This window comes from Lentzea sp. NPDC036949 (assembly GCF_055608075.1).
Genome location: NZ_JBVJRA010000006.1, coordinates 427,845 through 451,109, shown reverse-complemented (window position 1 = coordinate 451,109; position 23,265 = coordinate 427,845). Strand labels below are relative to the sequence as shown.

The following is a 23,265-nucleotide window of genomic DNA, read 5'->3' as shown; positions in this document are numbered from 1 at the left end:
GATCCGGGCCACCCGTTCGCCGGGAGCGTCCCGGTGCCCGGGGCGACACCCCACCCGCCTACACCGACGCCAGCGCCCGTCGCTGGAACACCACCAGCGCGACACCGAGCACCACCACCGCCATGCCCGCCAGGACCCCGGCCTCGACCAGGACCGACCCCAGCCCCGCCGACGGACGGGACAGGGTGAGCAGCGCGTCCATCGCCCACGAGTGCGGGAACAGGTAGCCGATCGTGCCCAGCACCTCGCCGGCCACCTCGCGCGGCCACAGGCAGCCGCCCAGCATGCCCAGCACGATGCCGACCGGGGGACCGATGGCCGGTGCCTGCTGCGGTGAGCGCACCAAGGCGCCGACCAGCATCGCGGCGCCCGTGGCGATGAGGCAGAACAGTGCGACGACCACGCCCACGCCCAGCGGGTCGCCCCACCGCACGTCGAACAGGAACCGGCTCACCACGATGATCAGCAGGGACTGCGCGAGCGCCACCGCGAACCGGCTCAGCGCCTCGCCCAGCAGCACCTGGCTCCGCCGCACCGGTGCGGCCAGGGAGCGGCGGACCATGCCGATGCGGCGGCTCTCGACCAGTGCGGCGGCGACGGCCATCGAGTTGACGAACGTGAACAGCAGCAGGTTCGCGGGTGCGGTGTAGGCGAAGCCGGTCGGTTTGGCGGGCTCGTCGCCTCCTGTCGAGGCGACGGTGACGGCCACCGACTCCTCCTTCGCCTTGCGCACGTACTGCTCGGCCTGCTCCGATGACGCGCCCGCCGCCCGTGCCGCGCGGGTCGCCTCCAGCACCGCCGCCACCTTGCCGACCGCCACGTCGATCTCGCTGCGCGCGGCCATGCCGCTGCCGCTGGTCTGGGTCATGACCAGTTCGAGCTCGGTGTCGCCCGGTGTCACGACCAGCCCCGCGGCCAGCTCGCCGCGGCGGACGTCGTCGCGGACCTCCTGCGCGGACTCCGCTCGCCGCACCTCCAGCGCCTGGTCGGACTCCAGCTCGGCGACCACGGCCGCCGACACCGGGTCGGAGGTGTCGGCGACCACGGCCACCGGCAGCTTCGCGTCCGCCGCGTCGCCACCCAGGGCCAGACCGACGAACACGATCGTCACGAACGGCATGACGACGATGAAGAACATGCCGACCTTGTCGCGCAGCTGGCGCTTCAGGTTGGCCAGCACCAGCGCGGTGACGGGACGGGGACTCATGCGAACCTGCCCTTGCGGAAGCCGAGCAACGCCACCGTGCCCGCGACGACGCCGATGCCGGTGACCACGGCGATCGGCACGAGCACGGCGGACGGTCCCGCGCCGGTGCCCGCCAGTTCCGACAGGCCCGCCGACACCCACCCGTTGGGCGTGATCAGCGAGATGCCGCGCAGCCACTCGGGCAGGTTGTAGACGGGCACGATGCTGCCGCCCAGGAACGCGAACACGAACGCCACGCCGAGCGTGTAGCCGTCGGCCTGCGCATCGGTCTTCGCGCGGCTGGCCACCAGCATCACGATCGCTGTCGCCGCGAACACGTGCGCCAGCAGCAACCCGAACACCCCGAGTGGGTTGCCCCAGCTCGCGCCGAAGATCAGCACGGACGACAGCCAGGTCGCGCACATGCTGACCAGCGCCAGCCCGAACCCGACCGCGCTCTTGCCCACCAGCGCTGTCCACAGGGGCACCGGGGCGGCGCGCATCCGGTCGAGCGTGCCGTTCTGCCGCTCGCTGAGCAGGCTGCGGGCGGTGGTGCCGACGACGAAGAACGCGAACATCACCGCCATGCCCGCGCCGTAGTGCACAGCCAGGTCGACCCGCCCGCCCGCGACCGGGTCGCCGACCAATGACAGCGCCGGCCCGGCCTTGCCGTTCTCCTCGACGAACAGCTGCACCCGGTCAGCGGGCACGCCCGCCTCCAGCGAGGCGCGCACGGCCAGCGTCCTGGCCTCGACCAGGGCCGAGATCCGGTCGACCATGCTGCGCGCCACCACACCCGCCAGCGGCGACTCGGGTGACTCCAGCACGGCCACCTGCCCGCCGCGGCCCGCGCCGACGCCCTCGCTGAACCCGGCGGGGAACACGAGGGCCGCACCCGACTCGCCGCCGTCGACCGCACGGCGCGCCGCGGCCTCGTCCGGGTACTGGCGGAAGGTCAGCACGCCCTTGAGCTCGTCGGTGTTCAGCGCCTCGCGCTGCACGCTCGCCGGGAACTCACCGCCGTCGAGGTCGACCACGCCGATGGTCGCCTTGAGCGGCGGGTCGTCGTCACCGCCCAGCGCCAACCCGAACATCGTCGCGAGCAGGATCGGCGCGACGAGCGCGATCAACGGCGCCGTGCCGTCCCGCAGCCGCGACCGCAGCTCATGGCCGCCCACGACCAGCAGGGCACGCAAAGTGCTCTTACCCAAGGTTTTCGCCCATCCCTAGCCCGGTCCGCGTCAGTCCCGCAGGGTGCTGCCGGTGAGGTGCAAGAACGCCGCTTCGAGGTCGGGTTCGACGACCTCGACACCGGTCACCGCTCCCGCGTCACCGACGGCGGCCAGCAGCGCGGGCAGCAGGTGCCGCCCGTCGGCGACGAGCAACCGGATCGACGACGACCCGGTGACCACCGCCTCGGACACGCCTTCCACGGCACGCAGCTTCTCGGACGCCGCGGTGACGTCACCGTCCAGCGTCAGCTCCACCCGGTCCGTGCCGCCCAGTTCGGCGACGAGCTCGCGCTTGGTCCCGTCGGCGACCACGCGGCCCCGGTCGATGATCCCGACCCGCGTGCACACCCGCTCCACCTCCTCCATGTAGTGGGAGGTGTAGAGCAGGCTCATGCCCTCGCCGACCAGCGCCTCGACGCGGTCCAGGATCGCGACGCGGCTCTGCGGGTCCACGCCGACCGTCGGCTCGTCGAGGATGAGCAGGCGCGGCCGGTGCAGCAGGGCGACGGCGATGTTGGTGCGCCGCTTCATGCCGCCGGAGTAGGTGTCCACCTTGTCGTCGCCACGACCGGTCAGGCCGACCAGGTCGAGCACCTCGCCGATGCGCGAGGTCAGCTCACGCCGCGGCAGGCCGTGGAGCCTGCCGAAGTAGCGCAGGTTCTCCTTGGCGGTCAGCTCCGGGTACAGCGCGATCTCCTGCGGCACGTACCCGATGAGCCGCTTGGCGGCGATCGGGTCCTCGTCGACGTCGATGCCGCCGACCCGCACCGAACCCTCGTCCGGGCGCAGCAACCCGACGAGCATGGAGATGGTCGTGGTCTTGCCGGCCCCGTTGGGACCGAGCAACCCGTACGCCTCCCCCTCGTCGATGTGGAAGCCGACCCGGTCGACCACCGTCTTGTCGCCGTAGCGCTTGACCAGGCGCTCGCACACCAGCGCAGGCGTCATGTCGTCCTCTCGATCAAGATCCGCACCCGTCGATCCGCTCCGGCTGGGAGGCGCCCACCACGTTGTTGCGGAAGCGCTGGTTGCCGGGGTCGGTGCCGATCTGCAGGTCGAACGGGCTGTTGCCGGTGATGGTGTTCCACTCGAAGGAGTTGTCGGTCGAGTCGGAGCCGCCCCAGTCCGCGGACGAGGCCAGCACCAGCGCGGCGCCCATGACCGACGGACCGGTGGGTTCGTTGCCGTGCAACCGGTTGCCGACGACCGCGACGCGCTGGACGCCGATGGCGGCGATGCCGACGCCGGAGATCGGCGGTCCGGCGAAACCGAGCACGCCGGGCTCGTCGCCACCGGAGGCCAGGGTGTTGCCGGTGATGTCGTTGTCCGCGACTAGCACGTCGGCGACGCCGCCGGGCAGCTCACCCTCGTAGGTCTGGTGCAGCAGCAGGACACCCGCCGCGTTGCCGTGGCAGCGGTTGCGCAGCACCCGCGCGCGACTGGAGTTGTCGACGAACACGCCGAACGCGTTGGCGGTGCTCTCGCTGTCGGCGATCACCGCGTCGGCGGCCGGGCAGAACGCCAGCGCGATACCGCCGTACTGGCTGCCCTCCGCACGGCAGCGCAACACCTCCACCGCGGCCGACTCGCGCACGTACAGGCCCCACACCGCGTTGCCGGCCGACTCGACGTCGACGAGCCGCAAGCCGGTGGCGGTGTGCGCGTAGACGCCCGCCCCGGAGAAGCCCCGCACGGTCAGGCCCTCGACGGTCACACCGGACACGTCGTGCACGGTGATGCCGCTGACCACGTCGGCGGGCGCGTCGTGCAGTGCCGGCACGGCACTGGGCGCGACGGCACCGGGCACGATCACCGTGCGGCCGGCGCCCGCGCCGATGAGCGCCACGTCCGGGCGGCTGATCACCAGGCTGCCCTCGTAGGTCCCCTCCGCCAGGTGCAGCACCGCGCCCGGTGCGCAGCCGTCGAGCGCTTCCTGGACGGAGTCCCCCGGGTGAATGCGGACTTCGGTCGTGACCTCGGTCACGGACATCGCAGCGCTCCTCTCGGCGTGGCGATCAGTATGGCAAGGGCGACGATCAGGTCACCGCGGAAACCCCACCGGGCCATGCCCGCGACGGCCGCGCCGTCGCCGGGCTCCGCGGACCGCTCGGTGAGCCGCGCCAGTGCGGCCGAACCGCTGGCGCCGAACACGGTGTAGGCGCACCGCTCGGTCATCGAGACCCTGGTGGCCGCCTCGACCTCGGGCACGGCGGCGGCCAGCAGCGCGTCCGCCCACTCCGCACCGGGCGGCGGCGCCTCGCCGCACGCCTCGAAGTCGTGCCACGAGAACCCGCGCGGCCGGCCGCCGACCGCCTTCACGAGGCACTCCTTCACCGCCACCGCGGCCGCGGTGGCGAGGCCGGGGTCGGCGTGCAGGTCCCGCTCACCGGGGGAGGCGACGTGCCGGGTGTAGGCGGGCCCGCTGTAGGACATGGCGCGGGTGACCCTGGCGACGTCGACCACGTCCACCCCGAACAGCATCGGCGGCGCGGTCACCCGGTGACCTCGCCGAGGAACCGCAGCAGCTCGGCGGTGTAGACCTCGCCGCGCTCGATCATCGGGATGTGCCCGCAGTCCTCGACGGTGACGAACTCGGTGTTCGCGTGCCGTGGCACCAGTTCGAGCCACGGCTCGATCGGCGTCATGCGGTCGTGGCGGCCCCAGACGTACAGCGACGGGCAGGTGACCTTGTCCATCGCCGGGTCGACCCGGTAGGTCCTGGTGGCGCGGATGCTGCGGGCCATCGCGACCATCGCGGAACCCTGGCGCAGCAGCTGCGCGGTCGACTCCACCTGCTCGTCGGTGAACAGCGGCTCACCGTGGAAGAGGGCGGCCAGCATGCGGTCGCGGAACTGCTCGCCCTGCAACCGCACGTCGCCGCGCCGGTCCATGTTCAGGCCCACGTCGGGGTCGGCGCTCAGGCCGGGCGCACCGCTGACCGCGATGGCCTTCACCCGGTCAGGAAAACGGCCGGCGAGGTCGATGGCGACCAGACCTCCCAGGGAGTTCGCGCAGACCACGACCTCCTCCGCGCCGGCCGCGTCCACGGACTCCATCAGGGCGTCCCCGAGGCGTTCGATGGAACCCGCGATCTTCGCGTCCACGCCGCAGATGGGCTCTTCGGTGCGCAGCACCGGCCACCCGGCGTCGGCGAGGGCGGTGAACGGGTGGTCCCAGATCCAGCCACCCGCGAACAGGGCGGACATGAAGGCCACCAGCGGTCGCCCGCCCGCCGCGGGCCGGTGGTCGGCGGTGAAGACCGTCATCGGGCAGCTCCTGGCATCGTCAGAACAGAGCGTCGGAACGGAGAAGTCAGAACAGGGGGTCGGGGGTCGGGGTGGTGCCGCACGCGCAGGTCCTGCCCGCGCCCGCGTCGACCATCTCCTCGCAGTCGGGGCAGCGCAGGTGGAAGCTCTCCCGCTCCAGCACCCACACGCTGGTGTACGCGCCGGTGCACAGGCCGCCGCGGAAGAACTTCCGCAGGGACCGCTGGTGCGGCCGGGCGTGCACGGCGCGGACCGACTCCGGGCGGTCGAAGGCGCTGATCGTGTACTTGCGGGCGCCGATCTCGAACGTGCTCATGCCGAGGAAGCCCTTGGAGGCGCGCATCGACTTGACCACCTCGGTGCTGAGCAGGTCGACCTCCGCGCCCTCGACGTCGTCGCGGACGTCCAGGTAGGTGAACGTCAGCACCCGCGGGTAGTCGGTTCTGTCCACTGTGGTGCGTGCGCTGATGCCGTACTCCTGCACCTCGTCGTGGCTGAGCAGGAAGCGCGCCGTGTGGCCGAGCGACGAGGCCAGGGCGACCCGGTCGAAGTGGCGCCGCACGCGCACCGCGCCGTCCACGACGGTCAGCACGTCCACGCCGTCCACCCGCGCCGCACCGCCCGTGCCCGGTATCCCGAGGTAGGGGGCGCGGTGCGTGCCGGTCAGGGTCCAGGTGAGCACGGCGGTGCCGCCCGCGTCGGCGGCCGGTGCGAAGTCGAGCACCAGGTCCGGGAACCGGGTCAGCACGGCCTCGACGTGCGCGACGAGGTCCGCGCCCGCCACCGGCTCCGGGGTGTCCGGGTCGGCGAACTCCGCCACCGCGTCGGCGATGGCGGCGGCGTCGCGCTCGCGCCAGGCCGCTGCCCACCGCACGGCGGTCTCGATCAGGTCCATGCGGTCACCGCTTCCAGGTCGTGGTCCTCGGCCAGCCGGGCGGAGGTCAGCGCCACCGCGAACGCGAGGTCGGCGGTGTGGCTCACGGAGACCCGGACGCGGGTGCCCGGCGCCTCCCTGCCGTCCAGCGGGCCGATCAGGCGCACACCCGGCGGGTGACCGTGCAGGCAGGCCGCCGTGCGGCTGCAGAGGGGAGCGGGCAGCGGCAGCACCTCCACCGCACCCAGGTTCTCCGCGGTCACGGGCTCGTCCAGCAGGCGCAGCACGGCGTACTTGGCCGCGAGCCGGCCCGCCCAGTGCTGCAGGGTGCGGCCGGCGCCGGACCGCAGCCGTTCCGGGCGGGTGAACACGACCTCCAGCGGCATCGGCTCGACCAGCTGCCACGGCGCGGTCAGCTCGCCGAAGGCGACCGCGGCGCTGCCCCACCCGGTCATGCCGCGGGCTCCGGGCGGCGCAGCCTGCGCACGGCGGCCGGGTCGGCCATGCTGACGCAGCCGGTGCCGACGCCGCGGAGCAGTCCGGTGAGCACCTTGCTGTCGCCGACCTCGACCAGCGTCTCAGCGTCGGCGAGCACGCGCATGGTCTCCGTCCACCGCACCCGTTCCGTGAACTGAGCGATCAGGGCGTCCACAATGGTCGGCAGGTCCGTGGTGGGTTCGGCGGTCGTGTTCGGGACCACCGGGACGCGCGGCGAGCGCATCGGTGTCGCGCGCACCGCCTCGGCCCAGCCGTCCAGCGCGCCCGCCATCAGCGGCGAGTGGAACGCGTTGCTCACCTTGAGCGCCACCACCTTGCGGGCGCCGGCCGCCGTGGCCAGCGCGACGAGCCGCTCGACGGCGGCGGTCGCGCCGGAGACGACGGTGTGGTCCGGCGCGTTCTCCAGACCGACGACCAGCGGCTCGTCCGGCCCTGCGGCCTCGGCGGCCAGCTCCTCCACCCGGTGCGGCGTCAGCCCCAGCACGGCCGTCATGCCACCGGTGTCCGGCAGGTCGGCCATGAGCCGGGCGCGGACGGCGACCAGGCGCAGCGCCGTGTCGGCGTCGAGCACGCCCGCCGCGCACAGCGCGCTGATCTCACCGACGCTGTGCCCGGCGACGACGTCCGGCTCCACGCCGCGGTCCCGCAGGACCGCGAGCGCGGCGAGGTTGCACGCGGTCACGGCGGGCTGCGCGTGCAGGGTGTCGACGAGCCTGTCCAGCGGCCCGCGGGCGCACAGCTCCGACACCGGTTCGGGCAGCAGCTCGTCGGCGCGCGCGACCACCGCCGCGCCCACCGGGTCGCGGCGCAGCCAGCCGCCCATGCCGATCCGGACCGTTCCCTGGCCGGGGAACACGAAGCCGATCACCTGCGCACCTCCAGTCCTCTGCGCTGCCCTTGCCGACGAGCCGGGTGCCGGTCAGAGCCGCCGCCGCCGGGACGGCACCGCCGCGGCCTTCTCGGTGCCCAGGAAACCCAGCAGCAGCTTGGTGACGATCTCCGGCTGGTCCAGCGGGATCCAGTGGCTGGCGTCCTCGACGCGCTCATAGCGCCACGAGCCCTTGACGAACTTCACCGAGCCCGTCATGCCCTCTTCGAGCAGCGCCTTGTCCCCGGTGGACCAGATGCCGAGGGTGGGCGCGAGCACGGGCGGGAAGTTGCCCTCCACGCGCAGTTCGGACTCGGGGGAGCGGTTGGCGCGGTACCAGTTCAGCGCCGCGGTGAGCGCGCCCGGCTTGGCCAGCTCGCGCGGGTAGCGCTGGTGGTCGCCCTCGCCGCCCATGATCTCCTTGAACAGCCGCCACCCGTTGCGCCGCAACAACTGCTCGCTCACGCCGGGGAACTGGTAGAAGAGCATGTACCAGCTGGCCTTGCGCTGCTCGATCGACGGCGTGCTGAACACACCGGGGTGCCCGACCGACAGCACGGCGAGGTGGTCGACGCGGCGCGGCATCAGGAACGCGTACATCCACGCGATGGCGGCGCCCCAGTCGTGTCCGACGATGTGCGCCTTGGGGATGCCGAGGTGCTGCGTCAGCGCCACGACGTCGTTGACGATCGTGCGCATGTCGTACGCCTCGACCTCCTGCGGCTTGCCCGACTCGCCGAAGCCGCGCAGGTCGGGTGCGATGACCCGGAAGCCCGCCTCGACCAGCGGGTCGATCTGGTGCCGCCACAGGTAGTGCGAGTCGGGGAAGCCGTGCAGCAGCACGACCGGGTCGCCCTCTCCCTTGTCCACGTAGGCGATGTCGATGCCGTTGACGTGTGCCGACCCGGTCAGCAGGGTGTCCTTGACGCTCATGCCCTCTCCCTGAACAGCCTCTCGGCGAAGAACTCGCTGAACCCGAACTCCGGCACGTCCTCTGGCGGGACCATGTTGAGCAGGCCGGTCACCGACGCGGCGAAGTTGTCCGCCATCAGCTCGCGCGCCCGGCGCCGGCGCTCGGCCGCGACGGGACCGAACTCGCAGTGCAGCTTGGCGATGATGTCCGCGCCGAAGTGCAGCCGGTCCATCCGGAACTTCCGCTCGGCCAGGTACCCCTCGAAGGCCGCGGGGGACCAGTCGTCGCCACCGGTCAGCACCTCGCACACGGCACGGGTGTCGCGCAGGCTGCACGACAGGCCGGTGCCGAGCACGGTGTCGGCGTTGCCCGCCTCGTCCCCGACGAGCACCACGCCGTCCATGACGATCGGCTGCTCGGGGAACATCGCGACCGACGGCCACAGCTTGAGCGGCCCGATCGGTGTCGCGGCGGTGTAGACGGCCTTGCCGCGGTCGGGCAGCGACGCCAGCTCGAAGTCCGCGATGAACCGCTTCTCACCCTCCGGGCCCTGGTAGAGCTTCCGGTTGGCGGTGGGGAAGTTGATGTAGAGCCGGGCGTTGCCGTCGCCCTGCGGGAACACCATGAACATCTTCTCGTCCTCGGTGCCCATCGCCTGCACGTCCATCGGCCAGTCGTCCAGGCCGGTGACCCGCAGCCCGCCGCCCCAGTGGTGCACCGAGGTCGCCATGGACACGCCGACCTGGCGGCCGACCGTGCAGCCGCGGCCGGTGGCGCCGATGACGATGCGCGGCTTGGCCAGGTGTTCCTGCCCCGCGTGGGTCCAGCGGACCTCCGGGCTGGTTCCGGCGGTGACCTGGACCCGCTGCGCGCCCATGACCACCTCCGCGCCGCCGTCCTCCGCCTGCTCGGCCATCAGCGCGCAGACCTCGTGGTGCGGGAACGACATGGGGCCGCCGACACCGGGCACGAACCGCGTCATGTCCACGGTCTCCGCCTCGGCCGGGTCGACCGTCTCGTCCCACTGCGTCCACTCGCGGATCTCCCACGCGCCGCCGAGGCCGAACGCCTCCTCGACGCCCAGCGTCTGCGCCTCACGCAGGCCCCACGGCGCGATCCACTCACCGCGCACGATGTCCCGGTAGGTCTCCTGCTTCTCCAGCAGCACCACGGACAGGCCGTTCTGCACGAGGTTGGCCGCGGCGGACGCGCCCGCGATACCGCCGCCCACCACGACGACGTCGACTCCGGTGTGCTCGACGGTCATGCCTGCCACCTCTCCCAGGACGTGCGTTCCTTGGCCGGAACCCGCTTGGCGGGCCGGAAGTCCGTGCCGATCGTGTAGGCGACCGGTACCAGGCAGACCTGGGTGACACCGGCGGGAATCCCGAGCAGCTCGCCCACCTGCCGCTCGAACGGCAGGTGCATGCACGTGATCGTGCTGCCGAGCCCGCGGCTGCGCAGGGCCAGCTGGAACGACCAGACCGCGGGGAAGATCGAGCCGTAGAAGTTGCTGGCCCGCATGGCCCCGATCCGCACACCCTCCTGCCAGGTGCCGAGGTTGCGGGTACCGGTGGAGCCGAGCCACTCGGCGTCGATCGCGCCGATGTCCGGCGGACGGCCGAGCACGCACGGGATCACCAGCGCCGGCACCCTGGCGATGGTCTCGGCCAGTGCGGCCGCCGAGGCGTTGTTCTTCCTCATCTGCGGGTTGTTGCGGCGGCGCCCGGAGCGCGTCCACACCTCTTTCTGGTGGAACTGCCAGGAGATGTCGAACAGCTCCGCCAGCTGGTCCTTCACCGCCTGCTCGGTGATCACCACCCAGCGCCAGTTCTGCTGGTCGTTCGCGGTCGGGGCCTGGACGGCGATCTCCAGAGCCTCCTCGATCACCGCGCGCGGCACCGGCCGGTCGAGGTCGAGCCGGCGGCGCACCGACCGGGTGGTGGTGAGCAGCCGGTCGGTCTCCAGCACGTCGAAGGGCAGGCCGGTCACACCGCACCCAGCAGGGTTCCTCCGCGCACCGAACCGGGCGCGGCGCTGAGCACGAGTGCCTTGGCCGGCCTGGCCGGCAGCTCGGGCTTGGTGACGTAGGACTCGACCGTGCCGGCGCGGGGGCTGGTCAGTCCCGCGATGGCCGGTGCGACGCCGTCGCGCAGCGCGAGCGCGGCCAGCGCCAGGTTCAGCGCGCCGGTGGCCGCTCCCGCGTCACCGGTCAGTCCCGCGGTGGCGGTGAGCCGGGCGGACGGGACGGCGCCGAGCACCGCGCCCGCCTCCGCCTCGTCGGTCGCGCTGCCGGTGGCCGCACCGACCACCAGGTCCACGCCGTCGGTGGGCAGCGCGGCGATGGCGCGTTCCACCAGGGCCTGCTCGTCGTCCGCTCCGGCGCTCGCGTGGGCGCTGCTCAGCACCCGCGCGTACGGGGTCGCGCCCCTGGCGGCGGCGTGCGCGGCCGACTCGACGACCAGGGCCACCGACGCCGACGCGGACGCCTCGCCCGAGTTGCGGTCGTAGGGGTCGACCTGCGCGCCGTCGCCGGGCTGCGGTGACTCGTCGGCGGCGACCACGACCACCACGTCCGCCTTGCCGGACCGGATGATCTCCACCGCGCAGTCCAGCGCGATGGACGCCGACGCGCCGCCGTTGCAGATCGTCGTGGTCGGGCCGCGCAGGCCCAGGGTCTGGCACACCGCGCCGCCGGTGGCGTTGAGCACCACGTTGGAGAAGCTGAGCACGGCGGGCTTGTTCGGGTTGGCCAGCACGCTCTCGTCGAACCCGCCGGTGCTCTCCACCGAGCCCGCCGCGGTGGCGAAGACGACGCCCACGTTGTCCAGGGCGGCGCGGGGCAGCTTCAGCCCGGCGTCCTCCCAGGCCAGCCGGGAGGCGGCGATCGCCATGCGGGACAGGTGGTTCATGTGCCGCCACAGCGAGCGCGGCGCGAACGTGCGGCCCTCCAGCGACGGCTCCGCGCCGACCGCGGTGCGGCCGTTGGCGACCGCCTCGGCGACCTCGGCGATGCCGGTGCCCAGACCGGTGACCGGTCCGAGGCCGGTGAGGACGACCTCGGTGGCCGGCAGCTCGTCGTACTCGCGCGGGCCGCCGGGGCGGCGCAGCACGAGCGAGGCGTTGTTGCCGCCGAACGCGTAGTTGTTGGACACCACGACGTCCATGTGCAGCGGACGCGCGGTGTTCGGCACGAAGTCCAAAGTGGACTCCGCAATCGCCTCGTCGGTGAACCCGATGGTGGGCGGCGCGGTCGCGGTGCGCAGGGCCAGCACGCTGGCCACCGCCTCGACCGCACCCGCCGCGCCCAGCGTGTGCCCGATGAAGCTCTTGATGCTGCTGGTCGGCACCTGAGGCGCCCGCTCGCCGAACACGGCGCGCATGACCTTCTTCTCCATGGCGTCGTTGGCGGGCGTGCCGGTGCCGTGCCCGTTGACGTAGTCCACCGCGTCGGTGTCGAGACCGGCGTCGGCGAGAGCCCTGCGCATGGCCGTGATGCCGCCGCGGCCGGTCGGGTCCGGTGCGGTGGCGTGGTAGGCGTCGGCGGACAGGCCGTAGCCCGCGACCTCCGCCAGCGGCTCCGCACCCCTGGCCAGCGCGTGGTCCAGCGCCTCCACGACCAGGAAAGCCGCGCCCTCACCCAGGTTCAGGCCGTCCGAGCGGCTGTAGGGGCCGCACGGGCGGGCGCTGAGGGCCTGCAGGCCCGCGAACCCCGCGTAGGTGCCGAACAGCAGCGGGTCGACGCCACCGGCGAGCACCACGTCCGCCTCACCGGTGAGGATCTTGTCCTTGGCCAGGCCGACCGCGTTGCCGCCCGCCGCGCACGCGGTCGAGACCAGGACGCGCGGGCCGGTCATGCCCAGCTTGCCCGCGATGACGTCACCGGTGGCGTGCATGGGCTGGTAGCCGCCCGCCGCGGTCGGGGTGGCCTGGCACTTGCCGAGGACCAACCCGAACCGCTCGCCGGGCAGCTCCGCGGGCGTGACCGCGCCCAGCCCCGCCCTGCTGACCGCCTGCCGGGCGGCGACGAGGGCGAGCCGGGCCGTGCGGTCCAGCCCGGTGTCCTCGGCCGGCAGCTGCGCGTCGATCCACTCGTCGGGCACCTGGCCCGCGAACCTGGCCTCGAACGCGGCGAACCGCTCGTCGTCCACGGCGGTGATGCCGCCCGCGCCGGCGGTGAGCCGGGCCCAGAACTCCTCCGGGTCCCTGCCCGCCGCGCAGATCACCCCGACTCCGGTGATGACCACTGGCCGCAGCGCCATGCTCGCTCCTCCTCGCAAACCCCGGGCGACCGCTCGGGGGACCAGATCAGATGATCGGGGTGCTCCAGCTCTTGGGCGTGACGTACGGGCTGGTCAGCGTGACGACCTCGGTGTCGCCGACGGTGACCGTGAGCCCGGCCGCGGCCAGGTCCGGCGGCAGCCGCAGCAGGCCGAGGGAGGACTTCAGCCCGATGCTGTGCACGGCGTGGACGACCTCGCCGATCTTCTCCCCGCCCACGGTGACCGGCGTGCCCGGCGCGGGCACCTCGGTGCCGCCGGAGAAGCCGACGGTGCGGCGCTCGGCCGTGCCCTCGAAGGCGGCCACGACGGCGGCACGCCCGACGAACTCGTCCTTGGTGATGTCCACCAGCCAGCCCGCGCCCATCTCCAGCACGTCGACGCCGTCGCCCGCCTCGTGGCGCACGACCGGCTGCCGCACCTCCAGCATCGCCAGCTCCACGGCGTCCTGACCGGCGGGCACGGCGTGCTCCAGCGCCTTGGTCCACAGCCGCTCTGCCGACTCGCGCGGCACCAGCACCTTGTACCCGTACTCGCCCGTCACACCGGTGCGGGCGAAGAGGATGTCCACGCCGTCCCACTGGCTGTCCACAACGGACTCGAACGGCAGCGCGGCCAGCTCGCCGTCGATCAGCCGGCCGACCACGCCCCACGCGTACGGGCCCTCCAGGCCGAAGAGCGCGTACTCGTCCGTGCGGTCGGTGATCTCCACGCCGGGCTCGGTGTGTGCGCGCAGGTGCTCCAGCAGCCGCGTGCCCGCGCCGGTGGAGGACTCCAGCAGCAGGCCGTCCTCCCGGCCCCACACCACGACCTGGTCCACGACGGTGCCGTCCTCGGCGAGCACCAGGCTCGTCATGCAGCGCTCGGCGGTCAGGTACTCCACGTCGCGCGCCAGCACCTTCTGCGCGAAGTCGACGGCGGCGCCGCCGGAGAGCTCGATGATCCGCTCGCCGGACAGGTCCAGCAGGGCGGCTCGCTCCCGGATCGCCTCGTACTCGGCGTCGAGCGTGCTGAACCGGAGCGCGACCTCGGCGTCCAGGACGGTGCCGTGCGCGGTGCCCTCGGGGTGCGCGGCCTTCACCGGCGACGTCAGGGGTTCCATTGGCGTGTCAAACCTTTCCGGTAGGGCTGGTGGCTGCCGGGTCGGCGATGGTGATGGTGCCCTCGGCGGCGATCTGGCCGTCGACCCTGGCGCTCACCTTGAACTCGCTGAAGCCGCGGGCTCCCGCCGTGCGGTCGGCGGTGATGACGAGCTGGTCACCCGGCACGACGGGGCGGCGGAACCGCATCGACCGCACGCCCGCGAGGTAGCCGATCGGCCCCGCGCCGGCGAGGGCGAACACCACGCCGGCGAGCTGGGCCATCGCCTCGACGACGATCACGCCCGGAAGCACGGCCGCGCTCGGGAAGTGCCCCTGGAACCACATCTCCGTGGCCGCGACGTTCTTGATCCCGACCGCGCCGACACCGGGCTCGACCTTCTCGACCCGGTCGATCAGCAGGAAGGGCCACCGGTGCGGCAGGACCTCCCGGAGCTGGTCGTTGGTCAGCGACGTCCCCGCACGCACGGGCTCCCGGGTGGTGGTCATGCCGAACCGGTCGAGGCCTGCTCGGCCAGTGCCGGGTTCACGTGGTCGGCCAGGCGCGACACCGAACCGAACACCGACATGTCGCTGTCGTAGAGGGCGACGCCGAACTCGGCCTCGATCGCCACGTACAGCTCCAGCACGTCGAGGCTGTCGAGCTCCAGTCCGCGGCCGAACAGCGGCTGGTCGTCGGTGATCCACGCGGGCTCGATCGGCAGGTCGAGCCGAGAGACGATCATCTTCTTGATCTGGGCGCACGTGTCGTGCCGGGCGGCCGCCGTGGCGCGCAGTTCGTCGAGGGTCACGCTTGTCCTTCCGTCCGCTGGGTTGTCCGGCTCGGGGGTGTTCCGGCCCGGGGGATCAGCCGAGCCCGCCGCCGTTGGCGACGAACGTCTCGCTGGTGATGTAGGACGCCTTGTCGGAAGCCAGGAACGTGACCAGGTTCGCGATCTCCTCCGGGCGGCCCATGCGGCCGAGCCGGATGCGCGAGGAGTAGTCGTCGCGCAGCTTCGCGGGGATGACCTTGGTCATGTCGGTCTCGACGAACCCCGGCGCCACCACGTTGACGCGCACGCCGTGCGGAGCGGCCTCGTAGGACAGCGCCTTGGTGAACGCGATGATCGCGCCCTTGGACGCGACGTAGTTCGTCTGGCCGGGGAAGCCGCCGTCCAGGCCGCTCGCGGAGCTGAGGGTCACGATCGCCCCGCGCCGCTGGTGCTGCATGATGCGCATCGCCTCGCGGCAGGCCAGGAACGTGCCGTGCACGTTGATGTCCATCGTCTCGCGGAACGTGGCGCTGCTCATCGCGACCAGGTGCCGGTCCCGCGTCACGCCCGCGCTGGTGACCAGCACGTCGAGCCGGCCGTGCTCGGAGCGCACGGAGCGGAACAGCTCGCGCACCGCGTCCTCGTCGGTCACGTCGGCCCGCACCGCGCTCGCGCTGCCGCCGTTCTGCTCGACCTGCGCGACAAGTTCCTCGGCCTGCTCCTCCGAGCGGGAGTAGTTGACCACGACGTGCACGCCGTGGGCCGCCAGGTCGACCACGACGGCCCGCCCGATCCCGCGCGAGCCGCCGGTGACCACGGCGACCGATCCTTCGGCGAACATGGTGCCCCCTCACGTTGTCCAAGGCTTGCCCGCTGTGCACGCCGTCGTTCGGCGCAACGCTACTGACCTGCGACTTCAGTGCTCTATCACTTCGATATCCGCCTCCTTGACGTCCCCGCGGCGGTGTCGCAGGCTCCTGCTCATGGCTGACTTCGAGGTCGACGTCCTGATCGTGGGTGGTGGCCCGGTCGGCCTCGCCGCGTCGATCGAGTGCTCCCGCAACGGGTTGACGTCACTGCTGGTGGAGCGGCACCAGGGGACGTCGATCTTCCCCAAGGCGCGCCTGGTGTCCACCCGCACGATGGAGCTGGTGCGGGCGTGGGGAGTGGGGGAGGAGGTCGAGCGCGCCGGACTGCCGCGCGAGGACAGCCTGGCCGTCGGCGTCGGCTCCTCGCTGACCGCGGACGACTTCCACCGCGAGGTCGCCCCGCTCGCCGAGGACGCGCCGCACAGCCCCACGTACACCTACATCTGCGCGCAGGACAGGTTCGAGGTGGTGCTGCGCGGCCTGGCCGAGCGCTCGCCCGGTGCGGACGTCCGGTTCGCCACCACCCTCACGTCACTGGAGCAGGACGAGTCCGGTGTGGACGCCGTGGTCGAGTCCGCCTCCGGCCGCGCCACCGTGCGCGCCCGCTACGCCATCGCCGCGGACGGCGGGCGCAGCACCGTGCGCGAACGGCTCGGCATCGGCGTCGAGGGCCCGCCACCGCTCGGACACATGATCAGCATCATGTTCGACGCCGACCTGGTGCCGTTGCTGACCGGCAGGATGTGCGCGCTGTACTTCATCCGCAGCGCGATCCCGTGCGCGGTGGAGGCGGTGGACAACCAGCGGCGCTGGATCATCCAGACCGGTTACGACCCGGCGGAGGGTGGCAGCGAGGCCGACTTCACGCCCGAGTTCTGCGTGCAGGTGGTGCGCGAGGCCGTCGGCGTGCCGGACCTGGACGTCGAGCTGGTCGGCGTGATGCCGTGGCTGCAACAGGCGGTGACCGCGACGCGCTTCCGCTCGGGCCGGGTGTTCCTGGCGGGCGACTCGGCGCACGTGTCGACGCCGCAGGGCGGGTTCGGGATGAACTGCGGCATCCAGGACGCGCACAACCTGGTGTGGAAGCTGGCGGCGGTGGTGTCGGGCACGGCCGGCGAGGCCCTGCTCGACACCTACGACGCCGAGCGCCACCCGATCGGCGAGCGCACCGTCGGCGAGAGCCTGGCGAACGCCTTCATCACGTTCCAGATGATGGAGGGCAAGCTGTCCATGAAGGAGGCCATCGCGCAGCAGGCGGGCCGGCGCAGCTGCGAGGGCCTGGTCCTCGGCTTCCACTACGACTCCGCCGCCGTCGTGCCGGACGGCACCGGCGCACCGGTGGTCGAGGACCCCTACCGGACCTACGTCCCGACCGCGCGACCGGGCCACCGCGCGCCGCACGTGCCGCTGACCAGGGGTGCGGAGTTGCTGTCCACATTGGACCTGTTCGGCGCGGGGTTCGTCCTGCTCACCCCGGCGGGCAGCGGCTGGGCGCAGGCGGCGAAGGAGGCCGGCTCCCGGACCGGGGTGGCGATCAGCGCGGTCGAGGTGTCGGCCGACGGCTCGACCGCGGTGGTGTCACCGGACTGGGCCACGGTCTACGGCGTGGGTGCGGCAGGTGCGGTGCTGGTGCGGCCGGACGGGCACGTGGCCTGGCGCAGCACGGACACCGCGTCGACGGACGCGCTGTCAGTGGCGGTGGACGCCGTTCTCGCACGTGGTTGACCGGCCCACCGGCCGGAGTGGTGCTGCCCGCCGCGCGGTGTGGCGGGCAGCACCGGTCAGGCGGGCACGTCGCGCGGTTTGGCGCGCCGCGCCGTTCAAGCGAGCATGCCGCGAGGTTGGCGGGCGGTACCGGTCAAGCGGGCACGTCGCGAGGTTGGCGGGTGGCACCAGTCAAGCGGGCACGTCGCGCGATTCGACGGGCCGCACCGGTCACGCGGGCACGCCGGTCAGCCAGCGGCGGTCCTGGCGGTGCGGTGCCGGCCGGACGCCCGCCGCCGCGCGGCGCAGCGGCAGCGGGAAGCCGTCCGCCGAGCCGACGATCCTGCTCGCCTCACCGCGTTCCTCCGCCACCCAGTCGTTCCCGAGCAGCATGGTCAGCAGCTGCCACGACTCGTCCGCCGTCAGCGGCTCCAGGAACGCCCGGTGCGCGCCCTGACGGGCGACCAGCTCGTCCATCGGGTGCCTGCTGGTGACGATGGCCCTGGTGTGCGCGCCGCTGGGCAGCAACGGCCGCACCTGGGCGTGGTCCACCGCACCGTCCAGCACCACCAGCACCCGCTTGTGCGACACCGTGCTGCGGTACAGCGCGACCTTCTCACCCGGATCGTCCGGAATGGACGCCGCGGGCACGCCGAGCGCCCGCAGGAACCGGTCGAGCACCACGGCCGGCGGCACCGGGCGGCCGAAGTCGTCCACCAGCTCGGAGTGCAGCTGCCCGTCCGGGAACCGGTCGAGGCGGTGGTGCGCCCAGCGCAGCGCCAGCGCCGTCTTGCCCACCTCACCGGGGCCCGACAGCACGACCACGCCCGGCACGTCGGTGCCCGGCGCGAGGGCGGCGTCCAGCCCGGCCAGCTCGGCCGACCGGCCGGCGAACGGCAGGACCTGGCGCGGCAGCTGGGACGGTGCCACCGCCGACACCTCGACGCGGACCGGCGCGAGCAGCGCCGGCGCGTCGCGCAGCACCTGCTCGTGCAGCTCCCGCAGCTCCGGACCGGGCTCCAGGCCGATCTGCTCGATCAGCACCCGCCGGGCGTCCTGGTAGGTGCGCAGCGCGTCGGCCCGCCGGCCCGACCGGTACTGGGCCAGCATCAGCTGCGCCCGCGCCCGTTCGCGCAGCGGGTGTTCCGCCACCACCGCGGCCAAGTCCTTGCCGACCCGGTGGTGCAGCCCGAGCCGCAGCTCCAGCTCGGCGCACGCCTCCACCGCGTCCAGTCGCGCCGACTGCAGCGACACCGCCTCCGCGCGCAGACCGGGCAGGTCCTCGAACGGCACACCGCGCCACAACCCCAGCGCCTCGCGGTACAGCGCCGCGGCGCCCGCCACGTCACCGCTCGCCGCGCGCGGCCGGGCCCTGCCGACGAGTCCGTTGAACCGCAACCAGTCCACGGAGTCCTCGTCCAGCCGCGCCACGTAGCCGGGGCTCGCGGTGTCGACGGCCCTGCCCGACTCGCCGAGCGCCCGCCGCAGCCGGGACACGCAGATCGCGATCTGCCCGCGTGCGCTGGCCGGCGGGTCGCCGTGCCACACCGCCTCGATGAGCCGGTCCACGCTGACCACGCGGTTGGCGTCGAACAGCAGCCGTGCCAGCACCGCGCGCTCGCGGGGACCGCCCACCCGCACTTCGACGCCGGCGCGCAGGAACCGGATCGGGCCCAGCACGCCGAACTCGACAGGGGCGGGGGTCAACGCGACCGCGCCAGGTGCTTCTCGACCTCGTCGGCGGCGCGCGCCGCACCGCCCGCCTCCGCGACGGCCTTGCGCATGAGGTCCGACCTGGCCGCGATCTCCTGGTCACCGAGCACCGACGTGACCGCGTCGACCAGCACCTCGGGCGTGAGGCCGGCGGGGTCGAGCACGGTGCCGAGGCCCAGTTCGCGGACCCGCCACCCGGTGGGCCGGTCGAGCGCGGAACCGGGCACGCACACCATCGGCGTGCCGGACCGCAGTGCCTCCATCACTGTGCCCATGCCGGCGTGGGTGACGCACAGGGCCGCGTGCTCCAGCACCGCCACGTGCGGCACGAAGTCGTGCACCTCGACGTTGGGCGGCAGGTCGCCGAGCGAGGCGCGGTCCACACCGCCGCCGGTGGTCATCACCGCGTGCCACGGCCGGCCGCGGAACGCTTCGACGCACGTGCGGAAGAAACCCTCGTCCTCGTTGAACACCGCGCCGAGCGACACCAGCACCACGGGCAGGTCGCCGGCGGGCGGCGTCCACGTCCCGAGGAAGCCGCGGTCGCCGACGCACGGCCCGACGAACGCGAACCGCTCGTCGAAGGTCTCACCCGCGTACTGGAACTCCCGCGGCACGGTGACCAGGCTCAGCGGCGGCACCTCGAACCACACCTCGTGCGGCGCGGCGGCCACCCCGTAGCGGGCGCACAGCGCGCCGATGCGCCCCATGGTGGTGGCGACCCACTCGGGCATCTCCCTCGGCCGTTCCTGGGCCGGCTGCTCCGCGGCGTCGGACTCGGGGTTGTACATGGCGTTGAGGAAGGAGAAGTGCTCGTTGGAGGCGAACACCGGGATCACCTGCGCGGCGGGGACGTCCCAGTGCCGGGCCAGCACACGGGCCCCGTGGAGCACCGAGGTGTCGTAGACCAGGCAGTCCGGCCGGTCGCCGTCGAGCTCGGCCGTCGCGGTGGCGAGCATGGCCTCGCTCTCGTCGAGCAGCACGCCCATCAGGTAACCGGGATCGTTCGCCACGAGGGCGAAGTCGGCGTCGCGGTACCGGGACGGGTAGGTCACGACGGTGGCGCCCGCCTCGGCGGCGATCTCCGCCATGCTCGGTGCGGTCAGGTAGGTGACCCGGTGCCCGCGCGCGGCCAGTTCGGTGACGACCGCGAGGTTCGGGATGACGTGCCCGTGGTCCGGGTGGCACATGAACAGGAAATGCCGCGACATTTGTCGTCCTCGCCCCGATTGTTGTGCTGGAATCCGGCGACCCTGCCGGGAGCGTGGTCACCGTAAAGCGACCGGAAGCGGCCTGGACACCCCTATCACTCCTGTTCCCCTGCCACGGACGAGCGGGTCGCCGGTTGCCTCCAGGGGGTCGGTTCCAGCCACCCTGACCTGCAGATTAGGGGTTACCCCCTAGCCGGGGGCCAGACCTAGGCTGGCCGGGAAGCCGACCACAGCGAAAGGGCTGCCGATGGCCACGCTCGTCTGGGACTACTCGCGCGAATACGAAATGGAGCGCAAGGACATACTCGACGCGGTCGAGACCGTGTTCTCCTCCGGCAGGCTCGTCCTCGGGCCGAGCGTGTCGTCCTTCGAGGCGGAGTTCGCGGCCTACCACGGCGTCGCCCACTGCGTCGGCGTGGACAACGGCACGAACGCCCTCCGCCTGGCGCTCCAGGCGCTCGGCGTCGGCCGCGGCGACGAGGTCGTCACGGTGTCCAACACCGCCGCGCCGACCGTGCTGGCGATCGACGCCGTCGGCGCCACACCGGTGTTCGTCGACGTGGACCCGCACACCTACCTGATGGACGTCGCCCAGGTGGCTTCGGTGATCACGCCGCGCACCAAGGTCCTGCTGCCGGTGCACCTGTACGGCCAGTGCGTGGACATGGAACCGTTGCAGGAGCTCGCACGGCAGCACGGCCTGCTGGTGCTGGAGGACTGCGCCCAGGCGCACGGCGCGCGCCACCACGGCCGGGTGGCCGGGTCGATGGGCGACGCCGCCGCGTTCTCCTTCTACCCCACCAAGGTGCTCGGCGCCTACGGCGACGGCGGCGCGACGATCACGAACAACCCGGAGGTGGACGCGAACCTGCGCCGCCACCGGTACTACGGCATGGAGAAGACCTACTACGTCGTGGAGACGCCCGGCCACAACTGCCGGCTCGACGAGGTGCAGGCGGAGATCCTGCGCCGCAAGCTCGTCCGCCTGGACGACTACGTGGCGGCGCGGCAGGCGGTGGCCGCGCGGTACGCGGAAGCGTTGGCGGACACCGACCTGGTGCTGCCGTCGACCGCGCCGGGCAACACGCACTCGTACTACGTCCACGTGGTGCGCCACCCGCGGCGCGACGACATCCTGGAACGCCTGAAGGCGCACGACGTCCACCTGAACATCAGCTACCCGTGGCCGGTGCACACCATGACCGGGTTCGCACACCTGGGCTACGCCGAGGGCAGCCTGCCGGTGACCGAGCGGGTGGCCGGCGAGATCTTCTCGCTGCCGATGTACCCGTCGCTGCCCCAGGACACGCAGGAGCACGTGGTGGACGCGCTCAAGCAGGTGCTGGCGACGCTCTGACCGGGCCGGTGGCGGGCGGCACCGCCCGCCTCACCCGCGCGGGAGGAGGCTGCGCAGGCACAGCAGCAGGCTGCGGGCCTGGATGTTGACGTAGAAGCTGTGCCGCAGCAGCTCCTCGTACTGGTGCAGGGTCAGCCACCGGTACTCGGGGTCGTCCCGCGCGACCTCGGCGTCGGTCTCCACGACCAGGTACCGGTTGCGGGCGCCGAGGAACCGGCCGCCCTCCTCGGACAGCACGGCGTCGAAGCGGATCTTGGTCGAGCCGAGCACCTCGTCGAGGAACCGGGGCCGCGCCGGCAGGTGGTCGTGCGCCTCTGGCACGCACTGCACGGTGGGCGCCAGCTCGGTCACGTCGGCGTAGCCGGGTTCGGTGCGCGCGTGGGTGAGCACGTGCAGCACGCCGCCGATCTCCTTGACCAGGAACGCGATCACCCCCGTGCCGACCGGTTCGATCATCGGCTGGGACCACGCTCCGACCTCACGCCCGCCGGCTCGCACGTCCACGCCCACGACGGTGAAGAACCCGCCGCTGCGGTGCGCGATGACGCCGTTCTCACGCCTCCAGTCCGGCAACCCGGCCAGCGGGCCGAGGGCGACCCGCAGGTCGGTGCGGGTGCGGACCTCGGTGATCCAGCTCAGCACCTCCCCGGTGGTGTGCACGCCGGGCGTGGCCGGGTCTCCCGACCGGACCAGGGCTTCGCTGAACGGGTCGGTGGCCGCCGCGGCCAGTGCCGCGCCGCCGCCGGGCAGGCAGGCCAGCACCGTGCGGGCGTCCATGTTCACCAGGTCCGGCACGGTCATCAGGCCGGCGATCTCGCCGAGGGTGAACCAGCGGAACCCCTCACGCACCTCGACGTCGCCGTCGACCTCGACGACCATGTTGCGGTTGCGCTTGCGGTAGAACCACGCGCCCTGCTCTGACTGCCGGATGTCCACCAGGACGTGGTGGCCGGAGGTGTCGCGGAAGTGCTCCAGGTAGGGGATGGGCTTGCCCTGGTGCACGCGGGTGTAGTTGCTGCGGGTGGCCTGCACGGTCGGCGACAGCTGCAGGCCGTTGGCGTTGCCCGGTTCGTGCTTGGCCTGCATCAGGCAGTGCAGCACGCCGTCGACCTCCCGCACGAGGATGCCGAGGATGCCGATCTCCGGCTGGTTGATGATCGGCTGCGACCAGTGCGGCACGAGCGCGCCGGGCAGGTCGACGGCGAGCGACTCGACGCTGAAGAACCGGCCGGTGTGGTGGCGCAGGTTGCCGGTGCCCGGTTCGGTGAGCCAGCCGGCGAGGTCGTCCAGCGGCACGCGCTCGACGTTCATCCAGCTGTGCTCCGCGGTGCGGGCGAGCCAGGCGTGCACGGCGTCGGCGTCACGCGCGGCGAGCATCGACTCGGCCAGGCGCGTCCGGGCAGGACGGCGGGTGGGTGCGGTCACCTGGGGTGCTCTCCTCT

Annotated in this window: 22 protein-coding genes; 2 read left to right on the top strand and 20 right to left on the bottom strand. The window is 72.7% G+C overall.

Annotated features, from left to right (window positions below):
• Positions 1–58: 58 nt before the first annotated feature.
• Genes ACZ7CD_RS19985 through ACZ7CD_RS19905 form a run of 17 tightly spaced genes read right to left on the bottom strand, consistent with a single transcriptional unit; the run spans position 59 to position 15,810 of the window.
• On the bottom strand, positions 59–1,207 hold the full coding sequence (locus ACZ7CD_RS19985) for an ABC transporter permease (protein ID WP_360393469.1): 1,149 nt from the start codon (positions 1,205–1,207) through the stop codon (positions 59–61).
• Positions 1,204–2,397 (bottom strand): ABC transporter permease, encoded by a 1,194-nt coding sequence (locus ACZ7CD_RS19980; RefSeq protein WP_360393471.1) that lies wholly within the window; start codon positions 2,395–2,397, stop codon positions 1,204–1,206. The genes ACZ7CD_RS19985 and ACZ7CD_RS19980 overlap by 4 nt, the downstream gene beginning before the upstream one ends.
• A gap of 30 nt (positions 2,398–2,427) precedes the next feature.
• The gene (locus ACZ7CD_RS19975; RefSeq protein ID WP_470379446.1) at positions 2,428–3,366 is read right to left on the bottom strand and encodes an ABC transporter ATP-binding protein; all 939 of its coding nucleotides are present in this window, start codon (positions 3,364–3,366) and stop codon (positions 2,428–2,430) included.
• A 13-nt stretch (positions 3,367–3,379) separates the two neighbouring features.
• Positions 3,380–4,408 carry a right-handed parallel beta-helix repeat-containing protein gene (locus tag ACZ7CD_RS19970; RefSeq protein ID WP_470379445.1) on the bottom strand — a complete coding sequence of 343 codons (1,029 nt, stop codon included), beginning with the start codon at positions 4,406–4,408 and terminating at the stop codon, positions 3,380–3,382.
• Positions 4,399–4,914, bottom strand: a complete 516-nt coding sequence (locus ACZ7CD_RS19965; protein ID WP_360393479.1) for a holo-ACP synthase — start codon at positions 4,912–4,914, stop codon at positions 4,399–4,401. The genes ACZ7CD_RS19970 and ACZ7CD_RS19965 overlap by 10 nt, the downstream gene beginning before the upstream one ends.
• Positions 4,911–5,684 carry an alpha/beta fold hydrolase gene (locus ACZ7CD_RS19960; protein ID WP_458431593.1) on the bottom strand — a complete coding sequence of 258 codons (774 nt, stop codon included), beginning with the start codon at positions 5,682–5,684 and terminating at the stop codon, positions 4,911–4,913. Before ACZ7CD_RS19960 ends, ACZ7CD_RS19965 begins: the two co-directional genes overlap by 4 nt.
• A gap of 46 nt (positions 5,685–5,730) precedes the next feature.
• Positions 5,731–6,579, bottom strand: a complete 849-nt coding sequence (locus ACZ7CD_RS19955) for an ester cyclase (protein ID WP_470379444.1) — start codon at positions 6,577–6,579, stop codon at positions 5,731–5,733.
• Positions 6,570–7,013 (bottom strand): holo-ACP synthase, encoded by a 444-nt coding sequence (locus ACZ7CD_RS19950; RefSeq protein WP_360393487.1) that lies wholly within the window; start codon positions 7,011–7,013, stop codon positions 6,570–6,572. Before ACZ7CD_RS19950 ends, ACZ7CD_RS19955 begins: the two co-directional genes overlap by 10 nt.
• Complete coding sequence (locus ACZ7CD_RS19945) at positions 7,010–7,924, bottom strand: ACP S-malonyltransferase (RefSeq protein WP_360393490.1); 915 nt, start codon at positions 7,922–7,924, stop codon at positions 7,010–7,012. Before ACZ7CD_RS19945 ends, ACZ7CD_RS19950 begins: the two co-directional genes overlap by 4 nt.
• A gap of 51 nt (positions 7,925–7,975) precedes the next feature.
• The gene (locus tag ACZ7CD_RS19940) at positions 7,976–8,857 is read right to left on the bottom strand and encodes an alpha/beta fold hydrolase (protein WP_360393493.1); all 882 of its coding nucleotides are present in this window, start codon (positions 8,855–8,857) and stop codon (positions 7,976–7,978) included.
• A complete protein-coding gene (locus tag ACZ7CD_RS19935) occupies positions 8,854–10,104 on the bottom strand; it encodes an FAD-dependent oxidoreductase (protein ID WP_360393495.1) in 1,251 nt (416 codons plus the stop codon). The genes ACZ7CD_RS19940 and ACZ7CD_RS19935 overlap by 4 nt, the downstream gene beginning before the upstream one ends.
• Complete coding sequence (locus tag ACZ7CD_RS19930; protein WP_360393498.1) at positions 10,101–10,829, bottom strand: nitroreductase family protein; 729 nt, start codon at positions 10,827–10,829, stop codon at positions 10,101–10,103. Before ACZ7CD_RS19930 ends, ACZ7CD_RS19935 begins: the two co-directional genes overlap by 4 nt.
• The gene (locus tag ACZ7CD_RS19925) at positions 10,826–13,099 is read right to left on the bottom strand and encodes a beta-ketoacyl synthase N-terminal-like domain-containing protein (RefSeq protein WP_470372348.1); all 2,274 of its coding nucleotides are present in this window, start codon (positions 13,097–13,099) and stop codon (positions 10,826–10,828) included. The genes ACZ7CD_RS19930 and ACZ7CD_RS19925 overlap by 4 nt, the downstream gene beginning before the upstream one ends.
• A gap of 46 nt (positions 13,100–13,145) precedes the next feature.
• On the bottom strand, positions 13,146–14,219 hold the full coding sequence (locus ACZ7CD_RS19920) for an aminomethyl transferase family protein (protein ID WP_470379443.1): 1,074 nt from the start codon (positions 14,217–14,219) through the stop codon (positions 13,146–13,148).
• A gap of 7 nt (positions 14,220–14,226) precedes the next feature.
• Entirely contained in the window at positions 14,227–14,706 is a 480-nt protein-coding gene (fabZ, locus tag ACZ7CD_RS19915) for a 3-hydroxyacyl-ACP dehydratase FabZ (RefSeq protein WP_360393506.1), read from the bottom strand.
• Positions 14,703–15,008, bottom strand: coding sequence for an acyl carrier protein (locus ACZ7CD_RS19910; RefSeq protein WP_360393509.1), 306 nt, complete (start codon positions 15,006–15,008; stop codon positions 14,703–14,705). The genes fabZ and ACZ7CD_RS19910 overlap by 4 nt, the downstream gene beginning before the upstream one ends.
• Positions 15,009–15,063: 55 nt before the next feature.
• The gene (locus tag ACZ7CD_RS19905) at positions 15,064–15,810 is read right to left on the bottom strand and encodes a 3-oxoacyl-ACP reductase family protein (protein ID WP_360393512.1); all 747 of its coding nucleotides are present in this window, start codon (positions 15,808–15,810) and stop codon (positions 15,064–15,066) included.
• A 142-nt stretch (positions 15,811–15,952) separates the two neighbouring features.
• Here ACZ7CD_RS19905 and ACZ7CD_RS19900 point away from each other — a divergent pair, with 142 nt between their 5' ends.
• Positions 15,953–17,563, top strand: a complete 1,611-nt coding sequence (locus ACZ7CD_RS19900; RefSeq protein WP_470379442.1) for an FAD-dependent monooxygenase — start codon at positions 15,953–15,955, stop codon at positions 17,561–17,563.
• 210 nt (positions 17,564–17,773) lie between these two features.
• On the opposite strand, the gene ACZ7CD_RS19895 is transcribed toward ACZ7CD_RS19900, so the two are convergent.
• Together ACZ7CD_RS19895 and ACZ7CD_RS19890 are read right to left on the bottom strand one after the other, a co-directional pair.
• Positions 17,774–19,249 carry an AfsR/SARP family transcriptional regulator gene (locus tag ACZ7CD_RS19895; RefSeq protein ID WP_470379441.1) on the bottom strand — a complete coding sequence of 492 codons (1,476 nt, stop codon included), beginning with the start codon at positions 19,247–19,249 and terminating at the stop codon, positions 17,774–17,776.
• The gene (locus ACZ7CD_RS19890) at positions 19,246–20,466 is read right to left on the bottom strand and encodes a macrolide family glycosyltransferase (RefSeq protein WP_470379440.1); all 1,221 of its coding nucleotides are present in this window, start codon (positions 20,464–20,466) and stop codon (positions 19,246–19,248) included. The genes ACZ7CD_RS19895 and ACZ7CD_RS19890 overlap by 4 nt, the downstream gene beginning before the upstream one ends.
• 247 nt (positions 20,467–20,713) lie before the next feature.
• Here ACZ7CD_RS19890 and ACZ7CD_RS19885 point away from each other — a divergent pair, with 247 nt between their 5' ends.
• The gene (locus ACZ7CD_RS19885; protein ID WP_470379439.1) at positions 20,714–21,823 is read left to right on the top strand and encodes a DegT/DnrJ/EryC1/StrS family aminotransferase; all 1,110 of its coding nucleotides are present in this window, start codon (positions 20,714–20,716) and stop codon (positions 21,821–21,823) included.
• A gap of 30 nt (positions 21,824–21,853) precedes the next feature.
• Here the strand turns inward: ACZ7CD_RS19885 and ACZ7CD_RS19880 are convergent, their stop codons facing one another.
• Entirely contained in the window at positions 21,854–23,248 is a 1,395-nt protein-coding gene (locus tag ACZ7CD_RS19880) for an NDP-hexose 2,3-dehydratase family protein (protein ID WP_360393526.1), read from the bottom strand.
• Between the last annotated feature and the right edge of the window lie 17 nt (positions 23,249–23,265).